We start from the raw sequence: 25,793 nt of genomic DNA, 5'->3' as shown, positions 1-25,793 counted from the left end.
CAGTGACGACGCAATAAACTCCTCGCATGGGCCGGGCTTGCCGGCCTTTCCAATCCGAGGAGACACAGATGGGCCACGCAGAAAGCCAGATCAGCCAACTTGCCGCCGCCAGCACGGACCTGTTCGACAACCCCATGGGGACCGACGGTTTCGAGTTCGTCGAATATACCGCCGCCGACCCGGCCGCCATCGCCGGCGTGCTGGAACTGATGGGCTTTACCGCCGTGGCGCGTCACCGTTCCAAGAACGTGACCCTGTATCGCCAGGGCCAGATCAACTTCATCCTCAACGGTGAGCCGGACAGCAATGCCGCCGCCTTCGCCCAGGTGCATGGCGCCTCGGTCAATGCCATGGCCTTCCGCGTCAAGGATGCGGCCTTCGTCTACAAGCGCGCGCTGGAACTGGGTGCCGAAGGCGTGGAAGCCCGTCTGGGGCCGATGGAACTGAACATTCCGGCCATCCGCGGCATCGGCGGCTCGCTGCTGTATCTGGTGGACCGCTATGGCGACAACGGCTCCATCTATGACGTGGATTTCCAGTTCTTCCCCGGCGTGGAGCGCAATCCCAAGGGCGTGGGCCTGACCTATATCGACCACCTGACCCATAACGTCATGCGCGGCGCCATGGATACCTGGTCGTCGTTCTATACTCGGCTGTTCAACTTCCGCGAGATCAAGTATTTCGATATCGAGGGCAAGGTCACCGGCCTGCGCTCGCGGGCCATGACCAGCCCGTGCGGCAAGATCCGCATTCCCATCAACGAGAGCGCGGACGACAAGTCGCAGATCGAGGAATTCATCAAGCAGTACAACGGCGAGGGCATCCAGCACATCGCCCTGGGCACCGACGACATCTACCAGACCGTGCGCGCCCTGTACGCTCGCGGGGTGCCTCTGCAGGACACCATCGCCACCTACTACGACCTGGTGGAACGCCGCATCCCCGGCCATGGCGAAGACCTGGCCGCCCTGCGCGAGCTGAAGATCCTCATCGATGGCGCCCCCACCGCCGGCCAGGGGCTGCTGTTGCAGATCTTCACCCAGAACCTGATCGGCCCGGTGTTCTATGAAATCATCCAGCGCAAGGGCAACGACGGCTTCGGCGAGGGCAATTTCAAGGCCCTGTTCGAATCCATCGAACTGGACCAGATGCGCCGCGGCGTCATCTGATGGAACGGCCGGCAGCGATGCCGGCCCTGCCCTGCATGCAAGGCGCAGCGCCCTTCCCGGGCCTGCGCCTTTTCCTTTTTTTACATGGCCCGACTCAAGCTTTGCTGGAAGCTGCCGTAACTCTACCCAAAGGCAATCTTGCCTGAACCTGCAAGACTGGCGCCTCGACCGGGGCTGGAGTTCGCATGAACATCGCGTATGAACAAGAAAAAACTGCCGAAGCCACCCAGGCCACCCGTGCAGACACGCTGGACCATGACCCCGCCGAACTGATCGAGCAGCTCAGCCACCGCATCCTGATCCTGCAACAGCAGGCGCAGTCGCTGGCGCGCTTCCCGGCCAATCGCGACGGCAAGCAGCAGCGCCAGTTGCTGCAGCAGCAGATCCGCACCCTCTATCAGCAGTTGTTCGCACTGGAACAACAGCAGGCACGCCAGCGCAGACGCAGCGAGAACTACCTCAGCATGGCCCTGTCGGTGGCTGCCCACGCGGCCCATCACCACGCCCAGAGCGAGGCATTGGCTACGCCCGCTTGAACCCTGCTCTTACCCGCATTCTTCAATAGCGCAGCCGTGTCAGGCTGACCGCACACGCCAGCGCCGCCAACCCGGCGGCGCACCACAACACTAGCGCATACGGCGCATCCGACCACCCCAGCAGCATGGCTACCACCGAGGCGCCCACGGTCTGCCCGGTCAGACGTGCCGTGCCCAGCATGCCGCTGGCGCCACCGGTGCGCTCACGCGGGGCGGCGCTGATCATGGTGCGGTTGTTGGGCGACTGGAACAGCCCGAAGCCGAACCCGCATATCGCAAACTGCAGTGCCATCAGGCCGTCCGGCGTGCCATGGTCGATCGTCAGCAGCGACAACAGGCCCAGGCACATCACCCCCAGCCCTATCCCGCCCAGCAAACCCGCCGCAATGCGGTCCGACAGCTTGCCCGCCACCACCCCGGTCAGGGCCACGGCGATCGGCCAGGCCGTCAGCAACAGCCCGGCGCGCGCGGCGTTGATGCCCAGGTAGTTCTGCAACATGAACGGCAGCATCACGAACACCGCCATCTGCGCCGCGAAGGAACAGAAGGAGGTGCCGATGGACAACGCAAACAAGGGAATGCGCAGCAGGTCCAGCGGCAGCATGGGCGCGCTGGACGACTGCAGCTTGAGCAACAGGAACAGGCTCAGCCCGGTCAGCAAGGCGCAGCCAGCCACCACCCAGACGCCCTGCAGATGGCCGACCGCATCGATGGTATAGAGCAGCAAGCCGATGAAGAACATGCACAGGAGCGCGCTCTGCCGGTCGAAGCGGCGCGGGGCCAGCGGATTGGTGGGCAGCGCCTTGTTGCCCACCACGAGCGCGGCCAGCCCGAGCGGGATATTGATCAGGAACAGCCAATGCCAGGACGCCAGGTGCAGGATGAAGCCGGCCACGGTCGGCCCCAGGGCATTGCCGGTGCCGGCCACCAGGGCGTTGTAGCCGATGGCGCGGCCCAGCAGGCGCGCCGGGTAGATGAAACGGATCAGCGCCGTATTGACCGACAGGATGCCGGCCGCGCCCAACCCCTGCAGCACCCGCGCCAGGCTCAGCTGCAACATGTCATTGCTGGCGGCACAGGCCAGCGAAGCCAGCGTGAAGAGGAACAGCCCGCCCAGATAGACGCGCCGGTAGCCCACCACCTCACCCAGCGAAGCCAGCGGCAGCAGGCACACCGCCATGGCGATCTGGTAGCTGTTGATGACCCAAATGGCATCGGCATCGCTGGCCTTGAGATCGGCCGCCATCGACGGCAGCGCCAGGTTGGCGATGGAACCGTCCAGAACCGCGATGGTGATGCCCAGTACCACGGTGGCGATGGCGAGTAAGCGCTGCCGGGGCGGCAGGCCGTCGGCGTCATGCGGGGCGCCGCTGCGGGTCTGTACGTGCACTGTCTGCTTTCAAGGCTTAAGATAATCCGGGGACGCCGGGGCGTCCGAACGAGGGCGCTATGCTATCACCGCCCTGCCTCCTGCATGCGGTAGACCTCCCGGGCGGTACCACTGAAGAGCGCAGTACGCTCGGATGCGGACACGTCAGCGGTCAGCCGCTTGAAGGCATTCCACAGGCTGACATAACCGAACATGCCCTTGTCCACCGGGAAATTGCTCTCGAACATGCAGCGCTGCGGACCGAAGAGGTCGATGCAGGTGTCGATATACGGTCGCCAGGCCTGCGCCAGCTGGATCGAATCCGGCGGTGCGGCCTGACGATGGAAATCCCAGCCGCCCACGGGCATGCCCAGACCACCCAGCTTGAGCCAGACATTGGGCAAGGCCGCGATGGCGCGCATGCCGCGCTCCCACTCGCGTCGTGCCGCCTCGCGCTGGCCGGCGTAGGGGCCGGCGCCGAGCGGGCCGCCGCAGTGATCCAGGACCAAGCGCGTGTCCGGGCAGGCCTGGGCCAGCGCCAGCACTTCATCCAGCTGGGTGTGATAGGCCCAGACGTCCAGCGACAGGTCGTAGCGCGCCAGCAGGCGCGCACCGGTGCGGAACCTGTCCTGCGCCAGCAGGCCGGGCGGTGGCGGGTGCGGGTTGCTGCGGATGGACGGATCGGCATGCCAGGCCGTGGTATTGCGGATGCCGCGCAGGCGGCCGTTGCCGGCCTGCTGCAGGGCTTCGACCACAGCCTGTACGTCGGCACCCAGCATCAGGTCGGCAAAGCCGACGATGGCCGCGCAGGCGCGCACCGGACCGTAGAGACCGCTGGCCGATTGCGCCGCCACGCCATTGACGAACTCCACCTCGCCCACCGGCTGCATGGCCTGCGGCCCCTCCTGCCGGTACATCGAACGGCATTGCACGAACACCGTCTCGGTGATGCGATGGCCGCTGGACAGATCGGCCATCCACTGCTCGAACAGGTAGCGGTTGCCGGCGCGGTCCCACAGATGGTGGTGGGCGTCGATGATGGGCAGCTCCGGCTCCAGCACCGCTTCCTGCGTCAGGGCCAGCCAGTCGGGGCGTACCTGCAGGTGCGGCGAGGCGGCGGCATCAGCCATGGCGCGACACCGGCTGGCCGATCTGTTCGCAGCCCAGTCGCTTCAGGCTCGCATCGATCCAGCCACGGTCGCTGGTGCCGGCCTGGATGGCCGCCATCTGCGCCACCTCGGCATCATTCTTGGCCTTGGCGGCGGCATAGACGGCGGCGATGTCGTCATAGCCCACGCACAGCAGGCCGTCGTAGTCGCCCACCACCAGGTCACCCGGGGCAATCACCATGCCGTCGATGGCGATGGGCACATTGATCTCGCCCGGACCATCCTTGTAGGGGCCACGATGCGTCACACCAGCAGCGAACACCGGGAAGCTGCCGCCCTGGATGGCATCCAGGTCGCGCACCGCGCCGTAGATGACGATGCCGCCCAGGCCGCGCTGGATGGCATGCGCCACCATCAGCTCGCCGATGATGGCGTTGGACAGGTCGCCCCCGGCATCGACCACCACGATGTCGCCCGGCTCGGCCAGGTCCAGGGCCTTGTGTACCATCAGGTTGTCACCCGGGCGCGACTTCACCGTGATGGCGGCGCCGGCCAGCTTGCCGCCGCGATGCAGTGGCCGCAGGCGCGCACCGGCGGCGGTCATGCGTGCCATCGAATCGCTGATGTTGGCCACCGGGATGGCGGCGAAGTTCTTGACGTCTTGCGCGCTGACCTTGCGCACGCGCTCAAGAATGCGGAATCCTGCTGACATGGTGTTCTCCCTGCAAGAATAAATAGTGAAAGATTCAGCGCAAGCTGGCGCAGAAGCGCTGCACGCGCACGCAAGCCTCACGCAGGCGCTCGGTGGAATCGGCATAGGACAGGCGGAAGTTCGGCCCCTGGCCGAAGGCGCTGCCATGCACCAGCGCCACGCCCTCGGCCTGCAACAGGGCCGAGACGAAGTCCTCGTCATTGCCGATGACCTGGCCGTCTTCGGTGCGCTTGCCGAGCACACGCTCGCAGGAGGGGAAGACATAGAAGGCGCCTTCCGGCACCGGGCAATCCAGACCCTCGGCCTGGTTCAGCATCGACACCACCAGGTCGCGCCGGCCCTGGAATACCTTGCGGCTCTCGTGGATGTAATCCTGCGGACCATTCAGGGCCTCCAGCGCGGCCCATTGCGAGACCGAGCTGGCGCCCGAGGTCAGCTGGCCCTGGATCTTTTCCATGGCCTTGATCAGTGCCAGCGGACCGGCCGCGTAGCCGATGCGCCAGCCGGTCATGGCATAGGCCTTGGAGACGCCGTTCATGGTCAGGGTGCGCTCGTAGAGTTCGGGCGCGATCTGGGCCGGGGTGGTGAATTCGAAGTCGCCGTAGGTCAGGTGTTCGTAGATGTCGTCGGAGAGGATCCAGACCTGCGGATGGCGCTTGAGCACCTCGGCCAGCGCCTCGATCTCGGCACGGGTGTAGGCCGCGCCGCTGGGGTTGCAGGGCGAGTTGAACATCAGCCACTTGGTGCGCGGGGTGATGGCAGCCTCCAGCGCTTCCGGGCGCAGCTTGTAGCCCGCTTCGCGAGTGGTCTTGGCGTACACCACGTGGCCGCCGCACAGGGCCACCAGTTCCGGATAGGAGACCCAGTAAGGGGCCGGCACGATGACTTCGTCGCCGGCATTGACCGTGGCCATCAGGGCATTGGCGATGACCTGCTTGCCGCCGTTGGAAATGATGGTCTGGGCCACGCTGTAATCAAGCTGGTTCTCGCGCTTGAACTTGGCGACCACGGCTTCGCGCAGCTCGGTGATGCCGGCCACCGCCGTATAGCGGGTCTCGCCACGGGCGATGGCAGCGTAGGCGGCCTCTTTGATGTTGTCGGGGGTGTCGAAGTCGGGCTGGCCCGAACTGAGGGCGATCACATTGCGGCCCTGGGCCGCCAGTTCGCGCGCCTTCTGGGTGACGGCGATGGTGGCCGAAGCCTTGATGCGGGAGAGTGAATCGGAAATGAATGCCATGGTGGTCTCGTCTTGTTGATCCCGGCTATCCGGGGGAAATCTTGGGAGATGGTGCGATCAGGCGTGGCGGATGTCGGCCACGAACTTGCGGGCGCGCTCATGCTGCGGTCGCTCGAAGAAGTCCTGCGGGGTGGCGCGCTCCAGCACCTGGCCATCGGCCATGAAGATGAGGCGGTCGGCCACTTCGCGGGCAAAGCCCATCTCGTGGGTGACGCACACCATGGTCATGCCCTCGGCGGCCAGCTGCTTCATCACCTGCAGCACCTCGCCCACCATCTCCGGGTCCAGCGCCGAGGTCGGTTCGTCGAACAGCATCACCGGCGGCTTCATGGCCAGGGCGCGGGCAATCGCCACACGCTGCTGCTGGCCGCCCGAGAGCTGGCCGGGATAGGACTGCGCCTTGCCGGCCAGGCCGACCTTTTCCAGCAGGGCCATGGCGCTGTCGCGGGCGGCTTTCTCGGACAGTTTCAAGACCCGCATGGTGGCCAGCATGACGTTGCGCTCCACACTCATGTGCGGGAACAGGTTGAAGGACTGGAACACGAAGCCGATGCGGCTGCGCAGGCGGTTGATATCGACTCCGTTGCCGTGCACGTCCTGGCCGTCCACGTAGATGTGACCGTCGTTGATGGGTTCGAGCCGGTTGATGGTGCGAATCAGGGTCGACTTGCCCGAGCCCGAGGGGCCACAGACGATCACCACTTCACCACGCTTGATTTCTTCGTTGACGCCGCGCAGGGCGTGGTAGTCGCCGTACCACTTGTTCACATTGTTGAATCGGATCATCAGAGACTCCTGAATTGACGTTTTAGCTTGATACGGCGCTCGGCCAGCCCCACCAGCGAACTGAGCAGGTAGCACAGCACGAAATAGGTCATGGCCAGCAGGAAGTACACCTGGAAGGGCTTGGTCAGCAGTTGCGCATTGACCTGGTAGGCCGCATAGGTGAGTTCGTTGACGCTGATGATGTAGGCCAGCGAGGTGTTCTTGATCAGCGAGATCAGCTGGTTGAGGATGCTGGGGATCATGTTGAACAGCGCCTGCGGCAGCACCACCTCGCGCAGCGTGGTGAAGTAGCTCATGCCCAGCGAGCGCGAGGCCTCGACCTGCCCTTGCGGAATGGCCTGGATGCCGGCCTTGATGACCTCGCCCAGGAAGGCGGTCTCATAGGCCACCAGCGCACAGATCACCGTGGTGGTGCCGGAGATGGACTTGCCGGTCAACAGCGGCACGATGAAGTAGGCCCAGAAGATCAGCATCAGCACCGGCAGCCCGCGCAGGGTATGCACGATGGCGCCGGCCGGCCAGGCCACCCAGCGCACAGTGCTGGTACGGGCGATGCCGAACAGCACCGCCAGCGGGAAGGCGCAGACCAGGCCGGTGACGGCCAGGATCAGGGTCAGGGAGAGCCCGCCGAGAGGACCATGCGGGAATTCGCCGATCAGCAGCTGCAGGCCGTAGGTGCGGAGGATGTCGAAGATATCGAGGATAGCGTGCATGTCAGCGCCCCTTCACTTTCAGATGGCGGCCGTTGTACCAGCCACCGATGGCCATGATCGACCACGACATCAGCAGGTAGAAGGCCGAGGCCAGGGCAAAGGTTTCGAAGGTGCGATAGGTTTCGTTTTCGATCTGGCGGCTGGCGTAGGTCATCTCGGCCACGCCGATGGCCATGGCCAGGCTGGTGGACTTGAACAGCGACAGCGACTGGTTCACCAGGGGCGGCACCGAGATGCGGATGGCCTGCGGCAGCAGCACGTCGCGCATCGATTGCAGATAGGACAGCCCCAGCGCGCGCGCCGCCTCCATCTGCGTGGCCGCCACCGAGCGCATGCCGCTGCGCAGGTCTTCCGACATATAGGCGGCACTGTTGAGCGACAGCGCGATCAGGGCAAAGATGAATTCGCCGTTGTGGTTGTTGATGAAGTCGGTGATCCAGGCGGGCAGCAGTTCGGGGATGCCGAAATACCAGACGAAGATCTGTACCAGTCCCGGCACGTTGCGGTGGTAGTTGACGTAGCCGGCGATGAGCCACTCCAGCGGCGGCAGCGCCAGGGTGCGCAGGCCCACCAGCAGCACCGCCAGCAGAAAGGCGCAGACCCAGGCCGCCGCGAACAGCCACAGCGTGGTGAAGGCGCCGCCGATAAGCCAGTGCAGGTACTGGCCATGCAACACCGCGCCGAAATCAAGATTGAGCATGTGAGCGCTTCCTTGCTAGAACAGCCTGGCGCAGGAAAATCGCCAGGCGAAGGGTAAGCCGGTCCCGCACGCACCGGCCGGGCCGGTGCGCGTGATCCTCGTTGCAGCGGGAACGAAGGCTTGAGTGAAGGGCTTATTGGAAGGCAGAGATCGGCGTGAGCTTCTTCTCGCGCGGGATGTTGAACTTGGTATTGGGGCCGAACCACTTGTTCCAGAGGGCGTCGGTCTCGCCACTCTTTTCCAGTTTTTCGAGGGCGTCGTTGACGGCGGCCAGCAGGGCCGGCTCATCCTTCTTCACGCCCATGGCGGTCGGTTCCCAGGCCAGTTCGCCATTGAGGAACTTGTACTTGCCCTCGGATTCGTTGACGAAGCGGATGCCCGAAGGCTGCGACAGCGCCAGCCCCTGCACCTTGTTCTGGGCCAGTGCCAGGAAGGCGGCCGGGGTGTCCTGGAAGGTCAGGATGGTGGCCTTGGGCAGGACGCGGCGGGCATACAGTTCAGGGGTAGAACCCTTGTTGGCGCTGATGCGCTTTTCGGCCAGGTCCTCGACCTTGTTGAAGCCGGCGTTGCTGTGGGCGATCAGCTTGATCGGCGTCTGGTAGTGCGCAGCGGTGAAATCGATCTGCTGTGCGCGCTCCTTGGTATAGCCCAGCGCGGCCACCACCAGGTCGACCCGGCCCAGCGTCAGTTCAGGAATACGTGCCTCCACCGAGACCCCCTTGTGTTCCAGCTTCACTCCCAGCTGCTTGGCGACCGCATTGCACATGTCGACGTCGAAGCCGACGATCTGGCGCGTGGCCGGATCGGGAAAGCCCAGGGGTTCGCTGCTGGTCAGGGTGGCGCACACCAGGGTGCCGCGCGCCTTGATATCGGCCAGGCGGTCAGCGTGCGCGGCCGTGGAAAACACCAGCGAAACGGCCGCAGCCGCGATTGCCATACAGGTCTTGTTGAAGCGCCCCAAAGTCATTTTCTATCCTTTCCCAGGTTGAACAACGAACATCGATGAAATAAATCATAATTGCATTATGATTTTTAAACAAGCACAATTTGTCCTTATATTTCAGATACTTAGGAGATGCATCGCGGCGGTGCAAAAATCCCTGAAATGGGCATGCAGATTCCCGCCCGCGGTGCAGAGAAGACCGCTGGAGGCGATTTTTTGGTGCGCCGCGCCAATCGAAAAAGGTGATAACCTCGCCCCATTCCGAAATTCGACGTCGATTTATGAAAAAAGAGAATGAGCCCGATAAAAAGGATGCGGCACCCGACCGCACCGTGCTCGGCGCCGAACGCAGCCTGGCCATCCTGAGCGCCTTCATCGATGCCCCCGAGCCGTTCGGCCTGACCGAGCTGGAAGCCCGCACGGGACTGTTCAAGAGCGTGATCCACCGCTACATGATGTCCTTCATCAAGGCGGGTTATGTAGTACAACGTGCTGACAATTCCTACCAGCTGGGACCGCGCGCCTACCAGTTGGGCAAGGCCTTCGAGGCCAGGTTCGACTATGCCGACTTCATCGTGCCGACACTGGAAAAACTGGTACGCGAAACCGGCGAAAGCACGGCCTTCTACATCCGCCAGCAGGAGCAGCGGCTATGCCTGTATGCGGCCGAGACCCCGGCCTCGGTGAAGGCCACCGTCAAGGCGGGCAGCCTGTTCCCGATCGACCAGACCTCCAGTGCGCAGGTACTGCGTTTCTTCTCGGTACCGGGCAATGCGGCGCGCTCGGGTGGGCGCTATGTCTGCATTTCGGTGGGGATCAACAATCCGCTGTCGTCGTCGATGTCGGCGCCGGTGTTCGGTCCCGGCAATGCCCTGGTGGGTTCGCTGACCATCTTCGGGCTGACCTTGCGTTTCGATCCGGCCGCCAGTGGCGCCATGCGGGCCACCCTGCTGCAGATGGCACAGGAACTGTCGGTGCGGCTGGGTGCCTCACCCCAGATCTACCAGTCGCCCGTCAGTGCCGATATCTTCGACGAAGCCGCAGCCCAGGAGGCACTGGCCGCACAGGCCATGGCCGGGGACGGCTAGCATCGGTGACAGGAATAAAAAAACGATGCCGCGGCATCGTTTTTTTACGATAGCAGCCCGGTGGCCCTAACGCAGGCTGGCAATGGGCGTGAGCTTCTTGTCGCGGGGGATGTTGAACTTGGTCTTGGGCCCGAACCAGCGGCTCCAGAGGGCATCGATCTCGCCCTCCTTCTCCATCTCCATCAGACCCTGATTGATGGCGGCCAGCAGCCGGTGTTCGCCCTTTTTCACTCCCAGCGCGGTGGGCTCCCAGGCCAGCGCGCCTTCCACGAAGCGAAAGCGTCCCGTGGATTCGTTGACGAAGCGCACGCCGGACGGCATGGAAATGGCCAGTGCGTCCACCTTGCCCTGCGCCAGCGCCAGGAAGGCCTGCGGAGTATCGACAAAGCCCAGGACCGTGGCCTTGGGCAGTACGCGGCGCGCGGCCTGTTCCGGGGTGGAGCTGCGATTGGCGCTGATGCGCTTGTCGGCCAGGTCCGATACCAGGTTCAGGCCGGAGTCGGATTGCACGATCAGCTTGATCGGGTTCTGGTAATGGGAGGCGGTGAAATCGATCTGGTGCGCCCGTTCGCGGGTGTAACCCAGCGCCGCCGAGACCAGGTCGGCTTCGCCATGGATCAGCGCCGGCAGACGGGCTTCCACGGTCACGCTCTTCTGTTGCATCTGCACGCCCAGCTTGCGCGCCACCGCCGCACACATGTCGACATCGAAGCCGACCACCTGCCGGGTCTGCGGATCGGGATAGCCGAGGGGTTCATTATTGGCCAGCGTGGCACAGACCAGGGTGCCGCGTGCCTGGATGTCAGCCAGCCGGTCGGCATGCGCCGCAGCCGGAAAAAGCCAGGCACTGGCCAACAGCAAGCTGCCCATGCCCAGTTTCTTCATATGCTGCGAAATCATTTTCATGCTTTTCCTCATTGAGCGTCGAGAATAGCCTGAAACGATCCAGGATGTCACTTCCAGCCGACGTCCCGCGACAGCGGGGACCGCCAGAAACACCCGCCAGGCACTGCGATCTGGTATGACATGTCCCTTGCCTGCATCAGAAAAAACGGCCCGGTCGGCGGACGACCGGGCCGTCGCAGGCCATCGGAGCAGCTGCCTGCACGCGCTCAGCCGTGGCCGAGATAAGCCTTGCGCACGTCGCTGTTGGCCAACAGGTTGGCGCCGGTATCCGACATGACCACGTGACCGTTCTCCAGCACATAGCCGCGATCGGCCACCCCCAGTGCCTTGTTGGCGTTCTGCTCGACCAGGAACACCGTCACGCCGCTTTCGCGGATGGTGCGGATGATCTCGAAGATCTGCGCAATCACCAGCGGTGCCAGGCCCAGCGTGGGCTCGTCCAGCAACAGCAGGCGCGGCTTGCTCATCAGTGCACGGCCGATGGCCAGCATCTGCTGCTCCCCGCCGGACATGGTGCCGGCACGCTGGGCGGCACGTTCCTTCAGGCGCGGGAACAGTCCGAAGACATACTCGATGCCTTCTTCGATGGCCTCGTTGCTGGCGAAGAAGGCGCCCATCTTGAGGTTTTCCAGCACGGTCAGGCTGGGGAAGACGCGCCGCCCTTCCGGCGAGATCGCCAGGCCGCGACGCATGATCTCGTGGGTCGGCAATGCGGTGATGTCCTGCCCCTCGAAGATCACGCGGCCGCTGGAGGCACGCGGACGTCCGCACAGCGTCATCAAGAGCGTGGTCTTGCCGGCCCCGTTGGCGCCGATCAGGGTAACGATCTCGCCCTTTTCCACGTTCAGCGATACGCCGTGCAGCGCCTCGATGGCGCCGTAGTGGGTATGCACCTTGTCAAACTGCAGCATCATTCTTCTCCCAGGTAGGCCTTGATCACGCGCTCGTCGCTGCGCACCTCGTCCGGGGTGCCGGTGACGATGGGCTTGCCGTGCTCCATGACGAGGATGCGGTCGGAGATGCCCATGATGAGGCTCATGTCGTGTTCGATCAGCAGCACGGCCACGCCATGTTCGCGACGCAGGCGGTCGATCAGTTGCGAGAGCTCCTGCTTTTCCTGCGGGTTCAGGCCGGCGGCGGGTTCGTCCAGCAACAGCAGGCGCGGCCGGGTGATCATGCAGCGGGCGATCTCCACCCGGCGCTGCAGGCCATAGGAGAGCGTGCCGGCTTCGCGGTTGGCCAGTGCCGTCAGGCCCAGCTGGTCCAGCCAGTAGGCGGCGCGTTGCAGCGCCTCCTGCTCGGAACGACGGTAGCCGGGGGTCTTCAAGAGGCCCGCCAGCAGGTTGGTATTGACCTGCTGGTGTTGCGCCACCAGCAGGTTTTCCACCACTGTCATGGACTTGAAGAGGCGGATGTTCTGGAAGGTGCGCACCAGTCCCTGCTGTGCCACCTGGTGGCTGGGACGGCGGGCGATGGAAACGCCATCGAGCGCGATCTCGCCCGAGGTCGGCTGGTAGAAGCCACTGATGCAATTGAAGACGGTGGTCTTGCCGGCGCCGTTGGGGCCGATGATGGCGAAGACTTCACCTTCCTTGACCGACAGCGAGACGCCATCGACCGCCAGCAGGCCGCCGAAGCGCATCGACAGACTGGACACTTCCAGCATGGTTTTCACAGGTTGGTTCATTGCGGCAGCTCCACATGCGGACGGGTGGCAGGCAGCAGTCCTTGCGGACGCCACATCATCATCAGCACCATCACCAGACCGAAGATGAGCATGCGGTATTCGGCAAAGCTGCGCGCCACTTCCGGCAGTACGGTCAGCAGGATGGCGGCCAGGATCACGCCCAGCTGCGAACCCATGCCACCCAGCACGACGATGGCCAGGATCAGGGCGGACTCGATGAAGGTGAAGGATTCCGGTGTCACCAGTCCCTGGCGGGCGGCGAAGAAGGAACCGGCCAGGCCGGCGAAGGCGGCGCCCAGCGTGAAGGCCGAGAGCTTTACCTTGGTCGGGTTGATGCCCAGCGAGCGGCAGGCGATCTCGTCTTCGCGCAGGGCTTCCCAGGCGCGCCCCATGGGCATGCGCAGCAGGCGGCTGGTGACCAGGTAGGTGAACAACACCATCAGCAAGGCCAGGAAGTACAGGAAGATCACCATGTGCCCACCCTGGTAGGACAGACCGAACACCTGGTGGAAGGTGGTACCGCCTTCGGTCAGCGGATTGCGCGCCATCACCAGGCCGAACACGGTGGGCTTGGGGATGCCGGACACGCCATCCGGGCCGCCGGTCAGGCTGGTCATGTTGTTGAGCAGCAGGCGGATGATCTCGCCGAAGCCCAGCGTGACGATGGCCAGATAGTCACCGCGCAGGCGCAGCACCGGGAAGCCCAGCAGGAAGCCGAACAGCGCCGCAGCCGCCGCCGACAGCGGCAGGCACTCCCAGAACGAGAGGCCGACATACTGGTTCAGCAGTGCATAGGTATAGGCCCCCACGGCGTAGAAGCCGACATAGCCCAGGTCCAGCAGACCGGCGAAGCCGACCACGATGTTCAGGCCCAGGCCCAGCACCACGTAGATCAGCGCCAGGGTCATCACGTCCACGTAGCCGCGCGAACCGAAGAACGGCCACACCAGCGCCGCCATCAGCAGGATGATCACGGCGGCGCGCTGCTGGCGCGGCTGCATGCGCGGCAGGGCCGGCAGCTTCACGCCAGCGGCCGAGCGCGACAGCGCCGGCTTGACCAGCTGGAACAGGAACACGGCAATCACCGCCACCAGCACCGGGGTCCAGTGGGTATTGAGCACCACCCGGTAACCTTCCAGCTGCAATTGCATGCCCAGCAGCGGGATGGTCAGTACGGCGGTCACCAGCGCCGCCGCCACGGCATTCTTGAAAGTCTCAGGCATCACGCCTCCTTGAATAATTCGTTGTCCGTCAGGCGCGCTGCGCTCAGACCTTTTCGATATCGGGCTTGCCCAACAGGCCCGTGGGACGGAACAGCAGGATCAGCACCAGCAGGCCGAAGGACACCACGTCCTTGTATTCCGAAGGCAGGTAGCCGGCGGCAAAGGTCTCGGCCAGGCCCAGCAGGACGCCGCCCAGCATGGCGCCGGGAATGCTGCCGATACCACCCAGCACCGCCGCCGTGAAGGCCTTGATGCCGGCGATGAAGCCGATGTAGGGATTGAGCTTGCCGATGGTCAGCGCGATGAGCACACCGCCGACCGCTGCCAGCATCGCACCCAATACAAACGTGAAGGAAATGACCTTGTTGGTGTCGATACCCAGCAGGTTGGCCATGCCCATGTCCTCGGCGCAGGCGCGGCAGGCGCGGCCCATGCGCGAGCGCGCGATGAATAGCGTGAGCGCCACCATCAGCAGCAGCGTGACACCGACGATGACCATGCGCGAATACGGCACGGTGACGGTGAAGTCGCTGCCCATCTGGAATTCCAGCGCGCCCGAGATCAGCACCGGCACCGACATGTCGCGCGCGCCCTGGCCGATCTGGACATAGTTCTGCAGGAAGATGGACATGCCGATGGCCGAGATCAGCGGCACCAGGCGCGGGCCGCCGCGCAGCGGGCGATAGGCCACGCGCTCGACGGTCCAGCCATACAGGCCGGTGACCAGCACCGACACGATCAGCGCGCCACCCAGCAGCAGCGGCAGGGGGTAGCCGGACTGCACGCCGATGGCGGTGAGCGTCACCAGGCCCACGTAGGAGGCGATCATGTAGATCTCGCCGTGGGCGAAGTTGATCATGCCGATGATGCCGTAGACCATGGTGTAGCCGATGGCGATCAAGGCGTAGATCGCGCCCAGCGAAAGCCCGTTGACGAGCTGCTGGGTCAGTTGTGGGAGCAATTCATTCATGTGGAGGGTCCAGAAGTGGAAATGCCCCATCCGAGAATTTCGCGGTGGGGCATTTCGCTGTTTGACGTCAGGTCAGACGGTCATGCCAACGATTCGCGGGGAATCACTTGGCTTCGGTCTTGGTGGCGTCCTTGTGCCAGGTGAAGACCACGAACTTGAAGGACTTCAGGTCGCCCTTCTTGTCGTATTCGACGTTGCCGATGGGGGTCTTGAAGCTGTTGGCGTGGATGTAGGCCGCGACCTTTTCCGGATCGGTGGACTTGGCGCCGGTGATGGCGTCGGCAATGATCTTCACGCCGGAATAGGCCGGCATCTGGAACGGACCGTTGGCGTCGCGCTTGGCGGCGGCAAAGGCCTTGACCAGGGCAGCATTGGCCGGGTCGGCGGCGAAGTCGGCCGGCAGGGTCACCAGCATGCCTTCGGAAGCCGGGCCGGCAATCGCGGTGATGTCCTTGTTGCCCACGCCTTCGGGGCCCATGAACACGGCCTTGACGCCCTGCTCACGCGCCTGGCGCATGATCAGGCCCATTTCCGGGTGGTAGCCTCCAAAGTAGACGAAGTCCACGCCCTGCGACTTGAGCTTGGTGACGATGGCGGAGTAGTCGCTGTCACCGGCATTGATGCCTTCGAACAGCACCACCGGCACCTTGGCCGCGTCCAGTGCGCCCTTGACCGAGGAAGCCACACCCTGGCCGTAGGACTGCTTGTCGTGCAGCACGGCGACCTTCTTGGGCTTGAGCTTTTCGATCACGTAGCGGGCGGCAGCCGGACCCTGCTGGTCATCGCGACCGATGGTGCGGAAGATGAACTTGTGCGGCTTGGCTTCGGTCAGCTGGGGCGCGGTGGCCGAGGGGGTGATCATCACCACGCCTTCGTTTTCATAGATGTCGGAGGCCGGGATGGTGGAGCCGGAGCAGACGTGACCGATCACGTACTTGATGCCCTGGCTGACGATCTTGTTGGCCACGGCCACGGCTTGCTTGGGTTCGCAGGCGTCGTCCATCATCACGGCTTCGAACTTGTTGCCATTGGCGCCACCGGCGGCGTTGATCTGTTCGATCGCGGTCAGGGCACCGGCCTTGACCATGTCGCCGTACTGGGCCACGGCACCGGTCAGGGGACCGGCGATGGCGATCTTGACGGTCTCGGCATGCGCCACGCCGGCAAAGGCGGCAAAGGTGGCGGCGGCCAGGGCGATCTTGGTCAGACGGCTTGCAGATTTCATTGACGTTTCCTCCAGGATGGAACGGATTCAAGAGGCGCCGTTACCTGGCCAGCAGGCCGGCGCGCGTAGGGCTCCGGTTCTCTGGCCCTGATAATTCCGGGGGCCGGCCGAAGCATGGGGGCAGAGTGTAACACCCTCGTCGTGAAGGGCAACTTTTTTTTGAGAATTGGCGATAGTCCGTCATTTTTACCCTGCTAAATTCGATTTCTCGCACATTTCATGCTGCTTTTCTTCATTTTCCTAAATTTGGTGCAGGCTCGCACCGCAGCATGAGCGATTTCGGTGCGAGGCGCGCAAAGCCACGCTGGTGGCCGCTCTGCGGCCGATCCAGGGAAACCGGTGGCATACCTGACTGGCCGCCATTACAATACCGCCTCGCCCTGCGTTTTCCCGCAGCACAAGACCCGGTTTCGATGCTTCATTTTCTCTCCCGCTCTCCCCAGTTACGCCTGCTGGCCCTGCCGATCCTGGCAGTCATCCTGCTGGCCGCGCTGTTCGTCCCGCGCCCGGCCGGCGCGGCCGACATCCGGCAATACCAGTATCACCAGGTCTTCATCAGCACCTGCCGCGCCGATCCCCGTACCGACAGCATCCGCATGTACTGGAAGGACAGCAGCGGCGCGCCGCTGGGCAATTTCCTGCGGCTCGATGCCCATCTGCGCAGCCAGGGACTGGACATGGTGTGCGCCACCAATGCCGGCATCTACGACAAGCAACTGCAGCCGCTGGGCCTGTATGTGGAAGGCGGCACGCAACTGCGCCGCCTCAATACGCGCAAGAACGCCTACGGCAACTTCTATCTGCAACCGAACGGGGTATTCGTCCTGAGCGACCGCCAGGCCTATATCGTGGAGACCTCGGACTACGAGGCCGAGCTGGGGCTGTGGAATTCGGTGGCACGCTATGCCACGCAATCGGGGCCGCTGCTGATCGTGGATGGCAAGATCAACCCGCGCTTCGATCCCGATTCGGCCAATACGGTGGTGCGCAATGCCGCCTGCCTGGACGCAGGCGGGGTGGTCACGCTGGCCATTGCGCGCAATCCGATCAGCTTCCATGACTTCGCCAGTTTTTTGCGCGACGAACTGAAGTGTAGCGACGCCCTTTATCTGGACGGCAGCATCTCGCGTATGTACCCCACGCTGGAAGCCAATATGGGGCCGGCTTTCGGCGCCATGATCGCGGTGGTCAAGCCGCACGGCGCAAAGTGAGCGGCGAAAAAAAAGCCCGCAGCCAATAAACTGCGGGCAAGTTCCCTATCAAGAGGGAGGTTGAAGGAACAGTTCAACCACCTGTACGACTGCGGGCCGCAAAAAAAAGTTCGGAAAGATTTTGACGCCCTCCCAAGGAGGCAGCACGGCCTGCCCCATGGGTCCATCTCGCCCTGCCCGTCGCGCCCTGTCCCTTTCACTACCCTCTCACTGCCGTACCTCAAAAGAAAGCGCCGCGTCAGTTGCCTGACGCGGCGCATGCAGTGCTGTTCCCACTGCGGGATGATGGTGCGGCTGTTGCCGTTCTTGTCTGGCTCTTGTTATGCGAAGGCTGGCGCTTGAATGCTGTGCTTACTTCTTCTCGCCACCGGCGGTGTCGCCCGTGGGCGCAGGCGGCGTGCTCGGGCTGGTGGCCGAGGAATCCGACGGCGTGGTCGGGGTCGGGGTCGCCGGGGTGGCGGTCGAGCCGGAGTCAGCCGGTGCCGGTGTGGTCGGGGTGGTGGTGGCCGGAGCCGGTTCCGATGCGGCCGGCGGGGTGGCGGCCGGCGTGGCGGGCGCTTCGTCGCGCTTGTTGCAGCCGGCGAGCACGGCAGTAAAGACGGCGGCAGCCAAGAGGGTGTGACGAATCTGCATGTTTTGCCTCCAAAGGTTGTTGATGGGATGTGCCGACATTCGGCCAGATGCTTCTTTGCCGAAGTTCGACTGTTTCTGGATACGGATTATTCCCGCTCCGGCGGCTGCGGGCTGTCAGAAAATGGCGCATCTTGATGTCAGCCATCGCAGGCAATGTGAATCAAAAGGCAACACTTTTTTATCTGAAAACCCGTATCATCGCCGCCTATGAAGACCTTGCCCGCCCTCTTCCTGCCGCCCTCCCCTGGCCGCGGGATTGCCGTGATCACCGCCCTGCTCGCAGGCTTGTCCATGATGTCTGCGGCCCATGCCGACATCACACCTGTCTCGCCGGCGCAGTGTGCCGACATGAAGGCGCGCAAGGTCATCACGGCCGCCAATCCGGTCCCCTGTGCGCGCCTGTCCCGGGTCAGCTTCGACTACACCGACTTCGACGGCGCCACCCGCCAGGGCGTGGTGGTGGTGCTGGATGCGGTAGCGCCGCAAGTGGAGTCGCTGTTCGGCGAACTGCTGTTGCGCTCTTTCCCGCTGGCCGGCGCACGCGCACTGGAAGAGTTCGATGGCGATGACCAGCGCTCCATGGCCGCCAATAACAGTTCCGCCTTCAACGGTCGGCCCATGACCGGCGGCGGTGGCTGGTCCAAGCATGCCTATGGCGCCGCCATCGACATCAATCCCCTGCAGAACCCCTATGTCAGCCAGGCCGGCAGCAGCGCGCAGGAAGTGCTTCCGCCCAAGGGCAGCAGCTACCTGCAGCGCACACCCGCGCAAGCCGGCATGGCCGAGGAAGTGGTGAGCGTGTTCTACGATCACGGCTTCCTGGTCTGGGGTGGCCAGTGGAAGCAACCCATCGACTACCAGCACTTCGAGATCGGCAGCCGTGGCTTCATCGTCCGCCTGGCCAGCCTGCCCAGGGCGCAGGCGCGGGTCGAGTTCGAGCGTTATGTGGCGGCCTATCGCCGGTGCGCGCATCCGGGTGCACCGGGTGCACAGACAGCCGCCACCAGCGACGACGACACGGCGGAAGACACCACCCTGCGCGACCAGTGCGCGGCACGCCTGCGCAAATGAAGCGGTCCGACGCCGCCAGCCGGCACAGGTAAAGATGCGCAAGTTTGGGTAAACCGGCGCAGCAGCGCGCCATCACGCGCCTATACTGCCCCGGCAACATCGGTCTGGGCGCTCGCCCGGGGGGACAGCCTTAATCAGGAGTGCACGCATGTCGATCAATTCCATTTCTTCCATCTACCACGGCAATACGCCAGCCAACACGCAGCAAACGCCGAAGAAGCCGGCCGTCAATTTCAACGACATCCTCAATGCGGCCGGTCAGTCCGCCCAGGTGGCGCAGGCTGCCAGCACCCAGCCCAGCAGCACCGACACCTTCACCACGACGCCGACCCGCACGGTCTGACATCGAGATCCACGCATCACCGTGGGCGAACCGCCCATGAAAAAGGCCGGAGGACGTAGGGCTGTACCTACTTCCTCCGGCCTTTTGATTTGTCAGCGCAAGGCTATACTGCGGCTTCACGCGCCCGACCGGCGCCCTGGAGACCCGATGCCCGAGCAAGCCCCTGAGAGCGCGCTGCAGATTCGCGGCGCGCGCCACGACGACTACCCGCAATGGAAGATCCTGTGGGATGACTACAACGCCTTCTACGGTCGCAGCGGCGCCACCGCCCTGCCCCTGACGGTCACCCAGGCCACCTGGGCGCGCATCCACGATGCCGGCGAGCCGGTCCATGCGCTGGTGGCCGAAGCCGACGGCAGGCTGCTGGGCCTGGCGCATTACATCTACCACCGCAATACCGTCCTGATCGGCCCGACCTGCTATCTGCAGGATCTGTTCACCACCGAAGCCGCGCGCGGACGCGGCGTGGGGCGTGCGCTGATCGAAGAGCTCTACCGCCGTGCGGCTGCTGATGGTGCCGAACGCGTCTACTGGCATACCCACCACGGCAATGCGACGGCGCGCCGGCTCTATGACACGCTGGCCATCGATTCCGGCTTCATCGTCTATCGCAAGAACCTGTAGGCGCGTCTGCGTTCAGGTCTGGGTATTGGCTTCAGATACTGGCCTCAGATACTGGCCTCAGACACTGGCCTCATTGAGCGCCGCGACGATGTCGGCGCGCTTGAGCTCGGGGGCGAACTGCTGGATGAAGTCCAGCGCATAACCGCGCAGGTAGGCGCCTCGGCGCACCGCCAGTCGGGCGATGTTGGCCTTGAACAGGTGCGCCGCATGGATGGCGACCATGTCCTGGTGCTTGCCCTGGTCGACCGCCATCGAGGCCACCAGGCCCACGCCCATGCCCAGCGACACGTATTGCTGGATCACGTCCGAATCCATGGCGGTGAGCACGATGTCGGGCTCGATGCCGGCCTGTCGGAAGGCGTCGTCGATATGGCCCCGGCCGGTAAAGCCGACGTCATAGGTGATCAGGGGCCAGGTCCCCAGGTCTTCCAGGGTCACCTGTTCCAGACCCAGCAGCGGGTGGCCCTTCGGCACCACGATCACGTGGCTCCAGGTGTAGCAGGGGAAGGACACCAGTTCCTTGAACTGCGACAGGCCTTCGGTGGCGATGCCGATGTCGGCCTTGCCGGAGATGACCCATTCGGCGATGTGTTCCGGCGCGCTCTGCTGGAGCGCGATGCGCACCTGCGGAAAGGCGTCACGGAAGGCCTGCACGATGCGCGGCAGCACGTAGCGGGCCTGGGTGTGGGTGGTGGCGATGGAGAGCGTGCCGCTCTGCTCGCCGGCATATTCCTTGCTGGCGCGGCGCAGGTTCTCGGCCTCCAGCAGCAGCCGTTCGACGATGCCCAGGATGCCCTTGCCGGGCTCGGTCAGGCCGGTGAGACGCTTGCCGTTGCGTTCGAAGATTTCCACGCCCAGTTCTTCTTCCAGCTCGCGAATCTGGCGACTCACGCCGGGTTGCGAGGTGAACAGCACATTGGCCACTTCGGTCAGGTTGAAGCCGCAACGGGCGGCTTCGCGGATGGAGCGCAGTTGCTGGAAGTTCATCGTGCCGTCCCTCCTTCCTGCTGGGCGAACACCTGCAGGCGGCGCGGGCGCACCACCAGGGTGTCGCCATGCTTCAGTCCCAGCTGCGCAAAGCGTTCGTTGGGGATGACGGCTTCGATGAGCTCGGCGTTGTCGTCGCGTTCCAGTTCCAGCTGGGCCAGCGGGCCGATGGCATGGGCGCGGCGCAGTTGCACCACGATGCCCTGGGCACCGGGCGCGTAACGTTCCACATCCAGATCGTGCGGCCGCACGTAACCGACGCCGGAAGCATCGCGGGTATCGTCATGGCCGGGCGCCTCGAAACGGGCGCCGGCGGCGTCCAGCACGCCCTCGTGCAGGCGACCATGGAATAGGTTCACATTGCCCAGGAAGCCGTAGACGAAGGGTGAGGCCGGATGGTTGTAGACCGCTTCGGGCGTGCCGATCTGTTCCACCTGTCCCTTGTTCATCAGCACCACCTGGTCGGCCACTTCCAATGCTTCTTCCTGGTCGTGGGTGACGAAGATGCTGGTGACATGCAATTCATCATGCAGGCGTCGCAGCCAGCGGCGCAGTTCCTTGCGCACCTTGGCATCGAGTGCGCCGAAGGGTTCGTCCAGCAGCAGCACGCGGGGCTCGACGGCCAGTGCGCGCGCCAGGGCGATGCGCTGGCGCTGCCCGCCCGAGAGTTGCGGCGGATAGCGGTCGGCCAGCCAGTCCAGTTGCACCAGTTCCAGCAGGCTCTTGACCTTCTCGCGGATGGCCGCTTCCGAGGGGCGCTGGGCGCGCGGCTTCACGCGCAGGCCGAAGGCGATGTTCGCGAACACGGTCATGTGCTTGAACAGGGCGTAGTGCTGGAACACGAACCCGACCTGGCGCTCACGCACATGGCGTGCCGAGGCGTCTTCGCCATCCAGCAGCACCTGGCCGGAGTCAGGCGATTCCAGACCGGCGATGATGCGCAACAGCGTGGTCTTGCCACAGCCCGAGGGCCCCAGCAGCGCGGTCAGTTCGCCGGCCGGGAAGTTGAGCGAGACGTCGTTGAGTGCGGTGAAGCTGCCGAAACGCTTTTGGATGTGATGGACTTCGATGCTCATGAGAACTCCTTAGACTTGCTCGCTGGCGCTGTGCTGCTGGTGCAGCCGCCACTCGATGACACTCTTGATGGCCAGTGTGACCAGGGCCAGGAAAGCCAGCAGCGAGGCCACGGCGAAGGCGCCGGTGATGTTGAATTCGTTGTAGAGGATTTCGACCTGCAGCGGGATGGTGTTGGTCTCGCCCCGGATGTGGCCGGAGACCACCGATACCGCGCCGAACTCGCCCATGGCACGGGCGTTGCAGAGAATCACGCCATACAGCAGGCCCCACTTGATATTGGGCAGGGTCACGTGCCAGAAGGTGCGCCAGCCGGAGGCGCCCAACACCAGCGCGGCCTCCTCTTCCTCGCTGCCTTGCGACTGCATCAGCGGGATCAGCTCGCGCGCCACGAACGGGAAGGTCACGAAGATGGTGGCCAGCACGATGCCCGGCACGGCGAAGAGGATCTTGATGTCATGTTCGCGCAGCCAGGGGCCGAGGTAGCCTTGCAGGCCGAACAGCAGCACGTAGATCAGGCCCGAGATCACGGGCGAGACCGAGAACGGCAGGTCGATCAGGGTCAGCAGCACGTTCTTGCCACGGAACTCGAACTTGGCGATGGCCCATGCCGCCGCCACGCCAAACACCAGGTTCAGCGGCACGGCGATGGCCGCCGTGATCACGGTCAGCTTGATGGCCGACCAGGCGTCGGCCTCGGTGATGGAGGCCACATAGACATCCCAGCCCTTGCGCAAGGCTTCATAGAACACCGCCACCAGCGGCACGAACAGGAACAGCGTCAGGAACACCAGGGCAATGCCGATCAACAGGGCACGCACCCACAACGGTTCCAGCGTGGCTCCGGGGGTGATCGGCGGCTCGCCGCGGGCGATGTTCTGGCCGGCGAGGGAAACAGGCGCGCCACTCATCTCAGGTCCTCTCCGCCCGGCCGCGCTTGCGGGTCCAGGCTTGCAACAGGTTGATGGTCAACAGCAAGACGAAGGACACCAGCAGCATCACCATGGCGATGGCGGTGGCGCCGGCGTAGTCGTACTGCTCCAGCTTGGTGACGATGAACAGCGGCGTGATCTCGGACACCATCGGCATGTTGCCGGCGATGAAGACCACCGAGCCGTATTCGCCGGAGGCACGGGCGAAGGCCAGCGCAAACCCGGTCAGCAGCGCCGGCAGGATGGTCGGGAAGACCACGCGGGTGAAGGTCTGCCAGCGGTTGGCGCCCAGGCTGGCGGCGGCCTCTTCGAGCTCGCGCTCGGCCTCTTCCAGCACCGGTTGCACGGTGCGCACCACGAACGGCAGGCCGATGAAGGTCAGCGCCACCAGCACACCCAGCGGGGTGAAGGCGACCTTGATGCCCAGCGGCGCGAGCAGCTTGCCCAGCCAGCCATTCTGCGAATACAGGGTGGTCAGGGCGATGCCGGCCACGGCCGTGGGCAGGGCAAATGGCAGATCGACCAGAGCGTCGATGATGCGCTTGCCCGGGAAGCGGTAGCGCACCAGCACCCAGGCCACGATGCCGCCGAAGATCACGTTCAGGAAAGCACCGATCAGGGAGGCCCCGAAGCTGAGGCGATAGGACGCCATCACCCGAGGCGAGGTCACGGCATCGATGAAACCGCCCCAGGTCAGCGTGAAGGTCTTCAGGAACAAGGCCGACAGCGGGATCAGGACGATCAGCGCCAGATAGAAGATGGTGAAGCCCAGCGACAATCGGAAACCGGGCAATACGCGCCGGCCGGTCCCGCCGGAAGCGGCCACCGGAGCGGCCCGGGGGGCCGCCAGGGAAACAGGGGAAGCGGACATGTCGTTCTCTTTTTATTACAAATGCGACTATAGGTGACCGATAATCGCATTCGATAGTTATAAAGAGAACGAAGTTTTTTGCATGCCCTTAGAAGGAAAGCGCATAAAGAGCGACCAAAAACCGTCTTTTTACGCCCTGCCCCGGCGCCGGGAAAAGCCTCAGGGAATCTGCTCCAGCAACTCCAGCAACCATTGCTGGCCCTGCGTCCAGTCGCCCAGGCCGGACTCGGAATTGATATGCCCGCGGGGGCCGATGGAGCGGAACTGTGCGCCCCAGGCCTCGGCCCAGTGGCGGGCGCGGTCGGCGCTCATCCAGGGGTCGTTGTCGCTGCCGACCACCAGGGCCGGATACGGCAGCCGGTGGCGTACCGCCGAACTCACGCTGAACTTGGCCGGATCGGCCGGTGCCACCAGCAGGGCCGCCACGATGGGATGGGCCGAGCCCCCTTCGGCCAGCAGGGCTGCGGTGCGCTGCACGGTGGTCAGGCAACCGAAGCTGTGCGCCACGATCACGGTCGGTCGGCCATCGCGCGCCAGCACTTCGCCCAGGCGCTGCGACCAGGCCGGCAGGTCGGGGGTTTCCCAGTCGTCCTGCTGCACCCGTTCGAAGGCCGGATAGAGGCGTTGCCAGCGCGACTGCCAGTGCTCGGGGCCGCTATCGGACAGGCCCGGCGCCACCAGCACGCGGAAATCGGACAGCCGCGCCGGGGCCGGGGAAACGTGGGACGACAGACTCATGCAGGCCTCGCTGTTGAGGATAGGGAAGACCGAGTATGCCTCAAGCGGCATCGCGCATGCCCGATATCTGGTCCGGCAGTCTTGCACCGGGGGTGTCCCACAGATAACCCTGGGCATGGATGGGCTGGGCCAGGGCCTGGCCGAACTGGCTCAGCTTGTCGAAGACCTCGCGGTTCTCGACGCGCTTGAAGAAGATGCGTACGCCCTGCTCCGCCGCCCGCAGCAAGAGCAAGGCCACGCTGTCGGGATCGGGCAGTTCGCGGGCATCGACCTTGATCAGGTCCGGCTTGATCTTGTCCAGCAGGCCCAGCGCCTCCAGCGGGCTATTGGCCGAGACCCCGAGGCGGAAGCCATTGCGGCGGTAATTGTCCAGCACATAGTTGAGCAGCCAGCGCTGGTTGGGCGTGACCACCGGCAATTGCAGCACGATGCGCTCGTGCGGTAACTCCAGTGCCGCCAGGATGCGGCGGTAGGCCACGCCATGGTTGTTGTTGACGGCGGCCAGCAGGCGCGCATGCACCGACAGATGCAGCTCGGGAGCGGCGCTATCGCCCAGGCCGCCCTGCCCGACCTGACGGTAATAGTTGATGGCGTGCAGCATGCGGCACAGGCGGTCCAGCTCGACCGATTCGTCGTCGCTGGCGGCCTGGTCGAGCAGCTTCCAGAGATGGAGTCCGTCATCGACCGCCGAATGACTGCGGGCAAAGGCTTCACATGCGACGATGCTGCCCTGTTCGAAGCTGCGCACCGGCTGGAAGGCCGAGGTCAGCGATGTATTGAAGAAACGCCCTGCGGCACGTCCCTGCTCATCCAGCCAGACCTTGGAGGAGGTCGACTGGGTGGCTTGCAGACGCGCCAGGTAAGCATCCAAAGCCTGATATGCCATCGGGCCTGCTCCTGGAAAAAGTTGCCGCCCGGGCGAGATTGACCGATGGG

At 64.3% G+C, this 25,793-nt stretch carries 28 protein-coding genes; 7 read left to right on the top strand and 21 right to left on the bottom strand.

Going from position 1 to position 25,793, the window contains the following annotated elements:
• Window positions 1-68 precede the first annotated feature (68 nt).
• Together hppD and VE092_RS18005 are read left to right on the top strand one after the other, a co-directional pair.
• Entirely contained in the window at window positions 69-1,169 is a 1,101-nt protein-coding gene (gene hppD / locus VE092_RS18010; protein ID WP_324879117.1) for a 4-hydroxyphenylpyruvate dioxygenase, read from the top strand.
• A gap of 185 nt (window positions 1,170-1,354) precedes the next feature.
• Window positions 1,355-1,705: a hypothetical protein gene (locus VE092_RS18005; RefSeq protein ID WP_324879115.1), complete on the top strand. Its 351-nt coding sequence runs from the start codon at window positions 1,355-1,357 to the stop codon at window positions 1,703-1,705.
• A gap of 22 nt (window positions 1,706-1,727) precedes the next feature.
• Here VE092_RS18005 and VE092_RS18000 read toward each other — a convergent pair whose 3' ends face one another.
• The 8 genes from VE092_RS18000 to VE092_RS17965 form a co-directional block, all read right to left on the bottom strand.
• Window positions 1,728-3,095 (bottom strand): MFS transporter, encoded by a 1,368-nt coding sequence (locus tag VE092_RS18000; protein WP_324879113.1) that lies wholly within the window; start codon window positions 3,093-3,095, stop codon window positions 1,728-1,730.
• Between the two features lie 65 nt (window positions 3,096-3,160).
• Entirely contained in the window at window positions 3,161-4,204 is a 1,044-nt protein-coding gene (locus VE092_RS17995; protein WP_324879111.1) for an amidohydrolase family protein, read from the bottom strand.
• Window positions 4,197-4,895, bottom strand: a complete 699-nt coding sequence (locus VE092_RS17990) for an RraA family protein (protein WP_324879109.1) — start codon at window positions 4,893-4,895, stop codon at window positions 4,197-4,199. The genes VE092_RS17995 and VE092_RS17990 overlap by 8 nt, the downstream gene beginning before the upstream one ends.
• Before the next feature lie 34 nt (window positions 4,896-4,929).
• Window positions 4,930-6,132 (bottom strand): pyridoxal phosphate-dependent aminotransferase, encoded by a 1,203-nt coding sequence (locus VE092_RS17985; RefSeq protein WP_324879107.1) that lies wholly within the window; start codon window positions 6,130-6,132, stop codon window positions 4,930-4,932.
• Window positions 6,133-6,189: 57 nt separating this feature from the next.
• On the bottom strand, window positions 6,190-6,918 hold the full coding sequence (locus tag VE092_RS17980; RefSeq protein WP_006464515.1) for an amino acid ABC transporter ATP-binding protein: 729 nt from the start codon (window positions 6,916-6,918) through the stop codon (window positions 6,190-6,192).
• A complete protein-coding gene (locus VE092_RS17975) occupies window positions 6,918-7,631 on the bottom strand; it encodes an amino acid ABC transporter permease (RefSeq protein ID WP_324879104.1) in 714 nt (237 codons plus the stop codon). The genes VE092_RS17980 and VE092_RS17975 overlap by 1 nt, the downstream gene beginning before the upstream one ends.
• Window position 7,632: 1 nt before the next feature.
• Window positions 7,633-8,331 (bottom strand): amino acid ABC transporter permease, encoded by a 699-nt coding sequence (locus VE092_RS17970; RefSeq protein WP_006464513.1) that lies wholly within the window; start codon window positions 8,329-8,331, stop codon window positions 7,633-7,635.
• A gap of 133 nt (window positions 8,332-8,464) precedes the next feature.
• The gene (locus VE092_RS17965) at window positions 8,465-9,268 is read right to left on the bottom strand and encodes an ABC transporter substrate-binding protein (protein ID WP_324879102.1); all 804 of its coding nucleotides are present in this window, start codon (window positions 9,266-9,268) and stop codon (window positions 8,465-8,467) included.
• A 287-nt stretch (window positions 9,269-9,555) separates the two neighbouring features.
• Here VE092_RS17965 and VE092_RS17960 point away from each other — a divergent pair, with 287 nt between their 5' ends.
• A complete protein-coding gene (locus tag VE092_RS17960; protein WP_324879100.1) occupies window positions 9,556-10,362 on the top strand; it encodes an IclR family transcriptional regulator in 807 nt (268 codons plus the stop codon).
• A gap of 66 nt (window positions 10,363-10,428) precedes the next feature.
• Here the strand turns inward: VE092_RS17960 and VE092_RS17955 are convergent, their stop codons facing one another.
• The 6 genes from VE092_RS17955 to VE092_RS17930 form a co-directional block, all read right to left on the bottom strand.
• Window positions 10,429-11,268: an ABC transporter substrate-binding protein gene (locus VE092_RS17955; RefSeq protein WP_324879098.1), complete on the bottom strand. Its 840-nt coding sequence runs from the start codon at window positions 11,266-11,268 to the stop codon at window positions 10,429-10,431.
• Between the two features lie 206 nt (window positions 11,269-11,474).
• Window positions 11,475-12,179: an ABC transporter ATP-binding protein gene (locus VE092_RS17950; protein WP_324879197.1), complete on the bottom strand. Its 705-nt coding sequence runs from the start codon at window positions 12,177-12,179 to the stop codon at window positions 11,475-11,477.
• Window positions 12,179-12,955 (bottom strand): high-affinity branched-chain amino acid ABC transporter ATP-binding protein LivG, encoded by a 777-nt coding sequence (gene livG / locus VE092_RS17945; RefSeq protein ID WP_324879096.1) that lies wholly within the window; start codon window positions 12,953-12,955, stop codon window positions 12,179-12,181. Before livG ends, VE092_RS17950 begins: the two co-directional genes overlap by 1 nt.
• Window positions 12,952-14,178, bottom strand: coding sequence for a high-affinity branched-chain amino acid ABC transporter permease LivM (locus VE092_RS17940; RefSeq protein ID WP_324879094.1), 1,227 nt, complete (start codon window positions 14,176-14,178; stop codon window positions 12,952-12,954). Before VE092_RS17940 ends, livG begins: the two co-directional genes overlap by 4 nt.
• Before the next feature lie 43 nt (window positions 14,179-14,221).
• Window positions 14,222-15,148, bottom strand: a complete 927-nt coding sequence (gene livH, locus VE092_RS17935; protein ID WP_006464506.1) for a high-affinity branched-chain amino acid ABC transporter permease LivH — start codon at window positions 15,146-15,148, stop codon at window positions 14,222-14,224.
• A 103-nt stretch (window positions 15,149-15,251) separates the two neighbouring features.
• Entirely contained in the window at window positions 15,252-16,373 is a 1,122-nt protein-coding gene (locus VE092_RS17930) for a branched-chain amino acid ABC transporter substrate-binding protein (RefSeq protein ID WP_077235111.1), read from the bottom strand.
• A gap of 413 nt (window positions 16,374-16,786) precedes the next feature.
• On the opposite strand from VE092_RS17930, the gene VE092_RS17925 reads away from it, so the two are divergent.
• Window positions 16,787-17,584, top strand: coding sequence for a phosphodiester glycosidase family protein (locus tag VE092_RS17925; protein ID WP_324879089.1), 798 nt, complete (start codon window positions 16,787-16,789; stop codon window positions 17,582-17,584).
• Between the two features lie 351 nt (window positions 17,585-17,935).
• On the opposite strand, the gene VE092_RS17920 is transcribed toward VE092_RS17925, so the two are convergent.
• A complete protein-coding gene (locus VE092_RS17920; RefSeq protein ID WP_324879088.1) occupies window positions 17,936-18,217 on the bottom strand; it encodes a hypothetical protein in 282 nt (93 codons plus the stop codon).
• 207 nt (window positions 18,218-18,424) lie between these two features.
• Between VE092_RS17920 and VE092_RS17915 the strand changes: the two genes are divergently transcribed.
• The 3 genes from VE092_RS17915 to VE092_RS17905 all read left to right on the top strand — a co-directional run bounded on the left by VE092_RS17915 (window position 18,425) and on the right by VE092_RS17905 (window position 20,255).
• Window positions 18,425-19,288 carry a M15 family metallopeptidase gene (locus tag VE092_RS17915; RefSeq protein WP_324879086.1) on the top strand — a complete coding sequence of 288 codons (864 nt, stop codon included), beginning with the start codon at window positions 18,425-18,427 and terminating at the stop codon, window positions 19,286-19,288.
• 148 nt (window positions 19,289-19,436) lie between these two features.
• Complete coding sequence (locus VE092_RS17910; protein ID WP_324879084.1) at window positions 19,437-19,631, top strand: hypothetical protein; 195 nt, start codon at window positions 19,437-19,439, stop codon at window positions 19,629-19,631.
• A 147-nt stretch (window positions 19,632-19,778) separates the two neighbouring features.
• Window positions 19,779-20,255, top strand: coding sequence for a GNAT family N-acetyltransferase (locus VE092_RS17905; RefSeq protein ID WP_324879082.1), 477 nt, complete (start codon window positions 19,779-19,781; stop codon window positions 20,253-20,255).
• A gap of 57 nt (window positions 20,256-20,312) precedes the next feature.
• On the opposite strand, the gene VE092_RS17900 is transcribed toward VE092_RS17905, so the two are convergent.
• The 6 genes from VE092_RS17900 to VE092_RS17875 form a co-directional block, all read right to left on the bottom strand.
• On the bottom strand, window positions 20,313-21,242 hold the full coding sequence (locus VE092_RS17900; RefSeq protein WP_324879080.1) for a CysB family HTH-type transcriptional regulator: 930 nt from the start codon (window positions 21,240-21,242) through the stop codon (window positions 20,313-20,315).
• Window positions 21,239-22,318, bottom strand: a complete 1,080-nt coding sequence (locus VE092_RS17895; protein ID WP_324879078.1) for a sulfate ABC transporter ATP-binding protein — start codon at window positions 22,316-22,318, stop codon at window positions 21,239-21,241. Before VE092_RS17895 ends, VE092_RS17900 begins: the two co-directional genes overlap by 4 nt.
• A gap of 9 nt (window positions 22,319-22,327) precedes the next feature.
• Window positions 22,328-23,227 carry a sulfate ABC transporter permease subunit CysW gene (cysW, locus tag VE092_RS17890; protein WP_324879076.1) on the bottom strand — a complete coding sequence of 300 codons (900 nt, stop codon included), beginning with the start codon at window positions 23,225-23,227 and terminating at the stop codon, window positions 22,328-22,330.
• A gap of 1 nt (window position 23,228) precedes the next feature.
• Complete coding sequence (cysT, locus tag VE092_RS17885) at window positions 23,229-24,119, bottom strand: sulfate ABC transporter permease subunit CysT (protein ID WP_324879074.1); 891 nt, start codon at window positions 24,117-24,119, stop codon at window positions 23,229-23,231.
• Between the two features lie 159 nt (window positions 24,120-24,278).
• On the bottom strand, window positions 24,279-24,857 hold the full coding sequence (locus VE092_RS17880; RefSeq protein ID WP_006464493.1) for an RBBP9/YdeN family alpha/beta hydrolase: 579 nt from the start codon (window positions 24,855-24,857) through the stop codon (window positions 24,279-24,281).
• Window positions 24,858-24,897: 40 nt separating this feature from the next.
• Window positions 24,898-25,743, bottom strand: coding sequence for an EAL domain-containing protein (locus VE092_RS17875; protein ID WP_324879071.1), 846 nt, complete (start codon window positions 25,741-25,743; stop codon window positions 24,898-24,900).
• Between the last annotated feature and the right edge of the window lie 50 nt (window positions 25,744-25,793).

This window comes from Herbaspirillum sp., from assembly GCF_035644555.1.
In the GTDB taxonomy this organism is placed as follows: domain Bacteria; phylum Pseudomonadota; class Gammaproteobacteria; order Burkholderiales; family Burkholderiaceae_D; genus Herbaspirillum.
The sequence above is the reverse complement of the archived record's forward strand: the minus strand, read 5'-3'. Positions and strand labels throughout refer to the sequence as shown.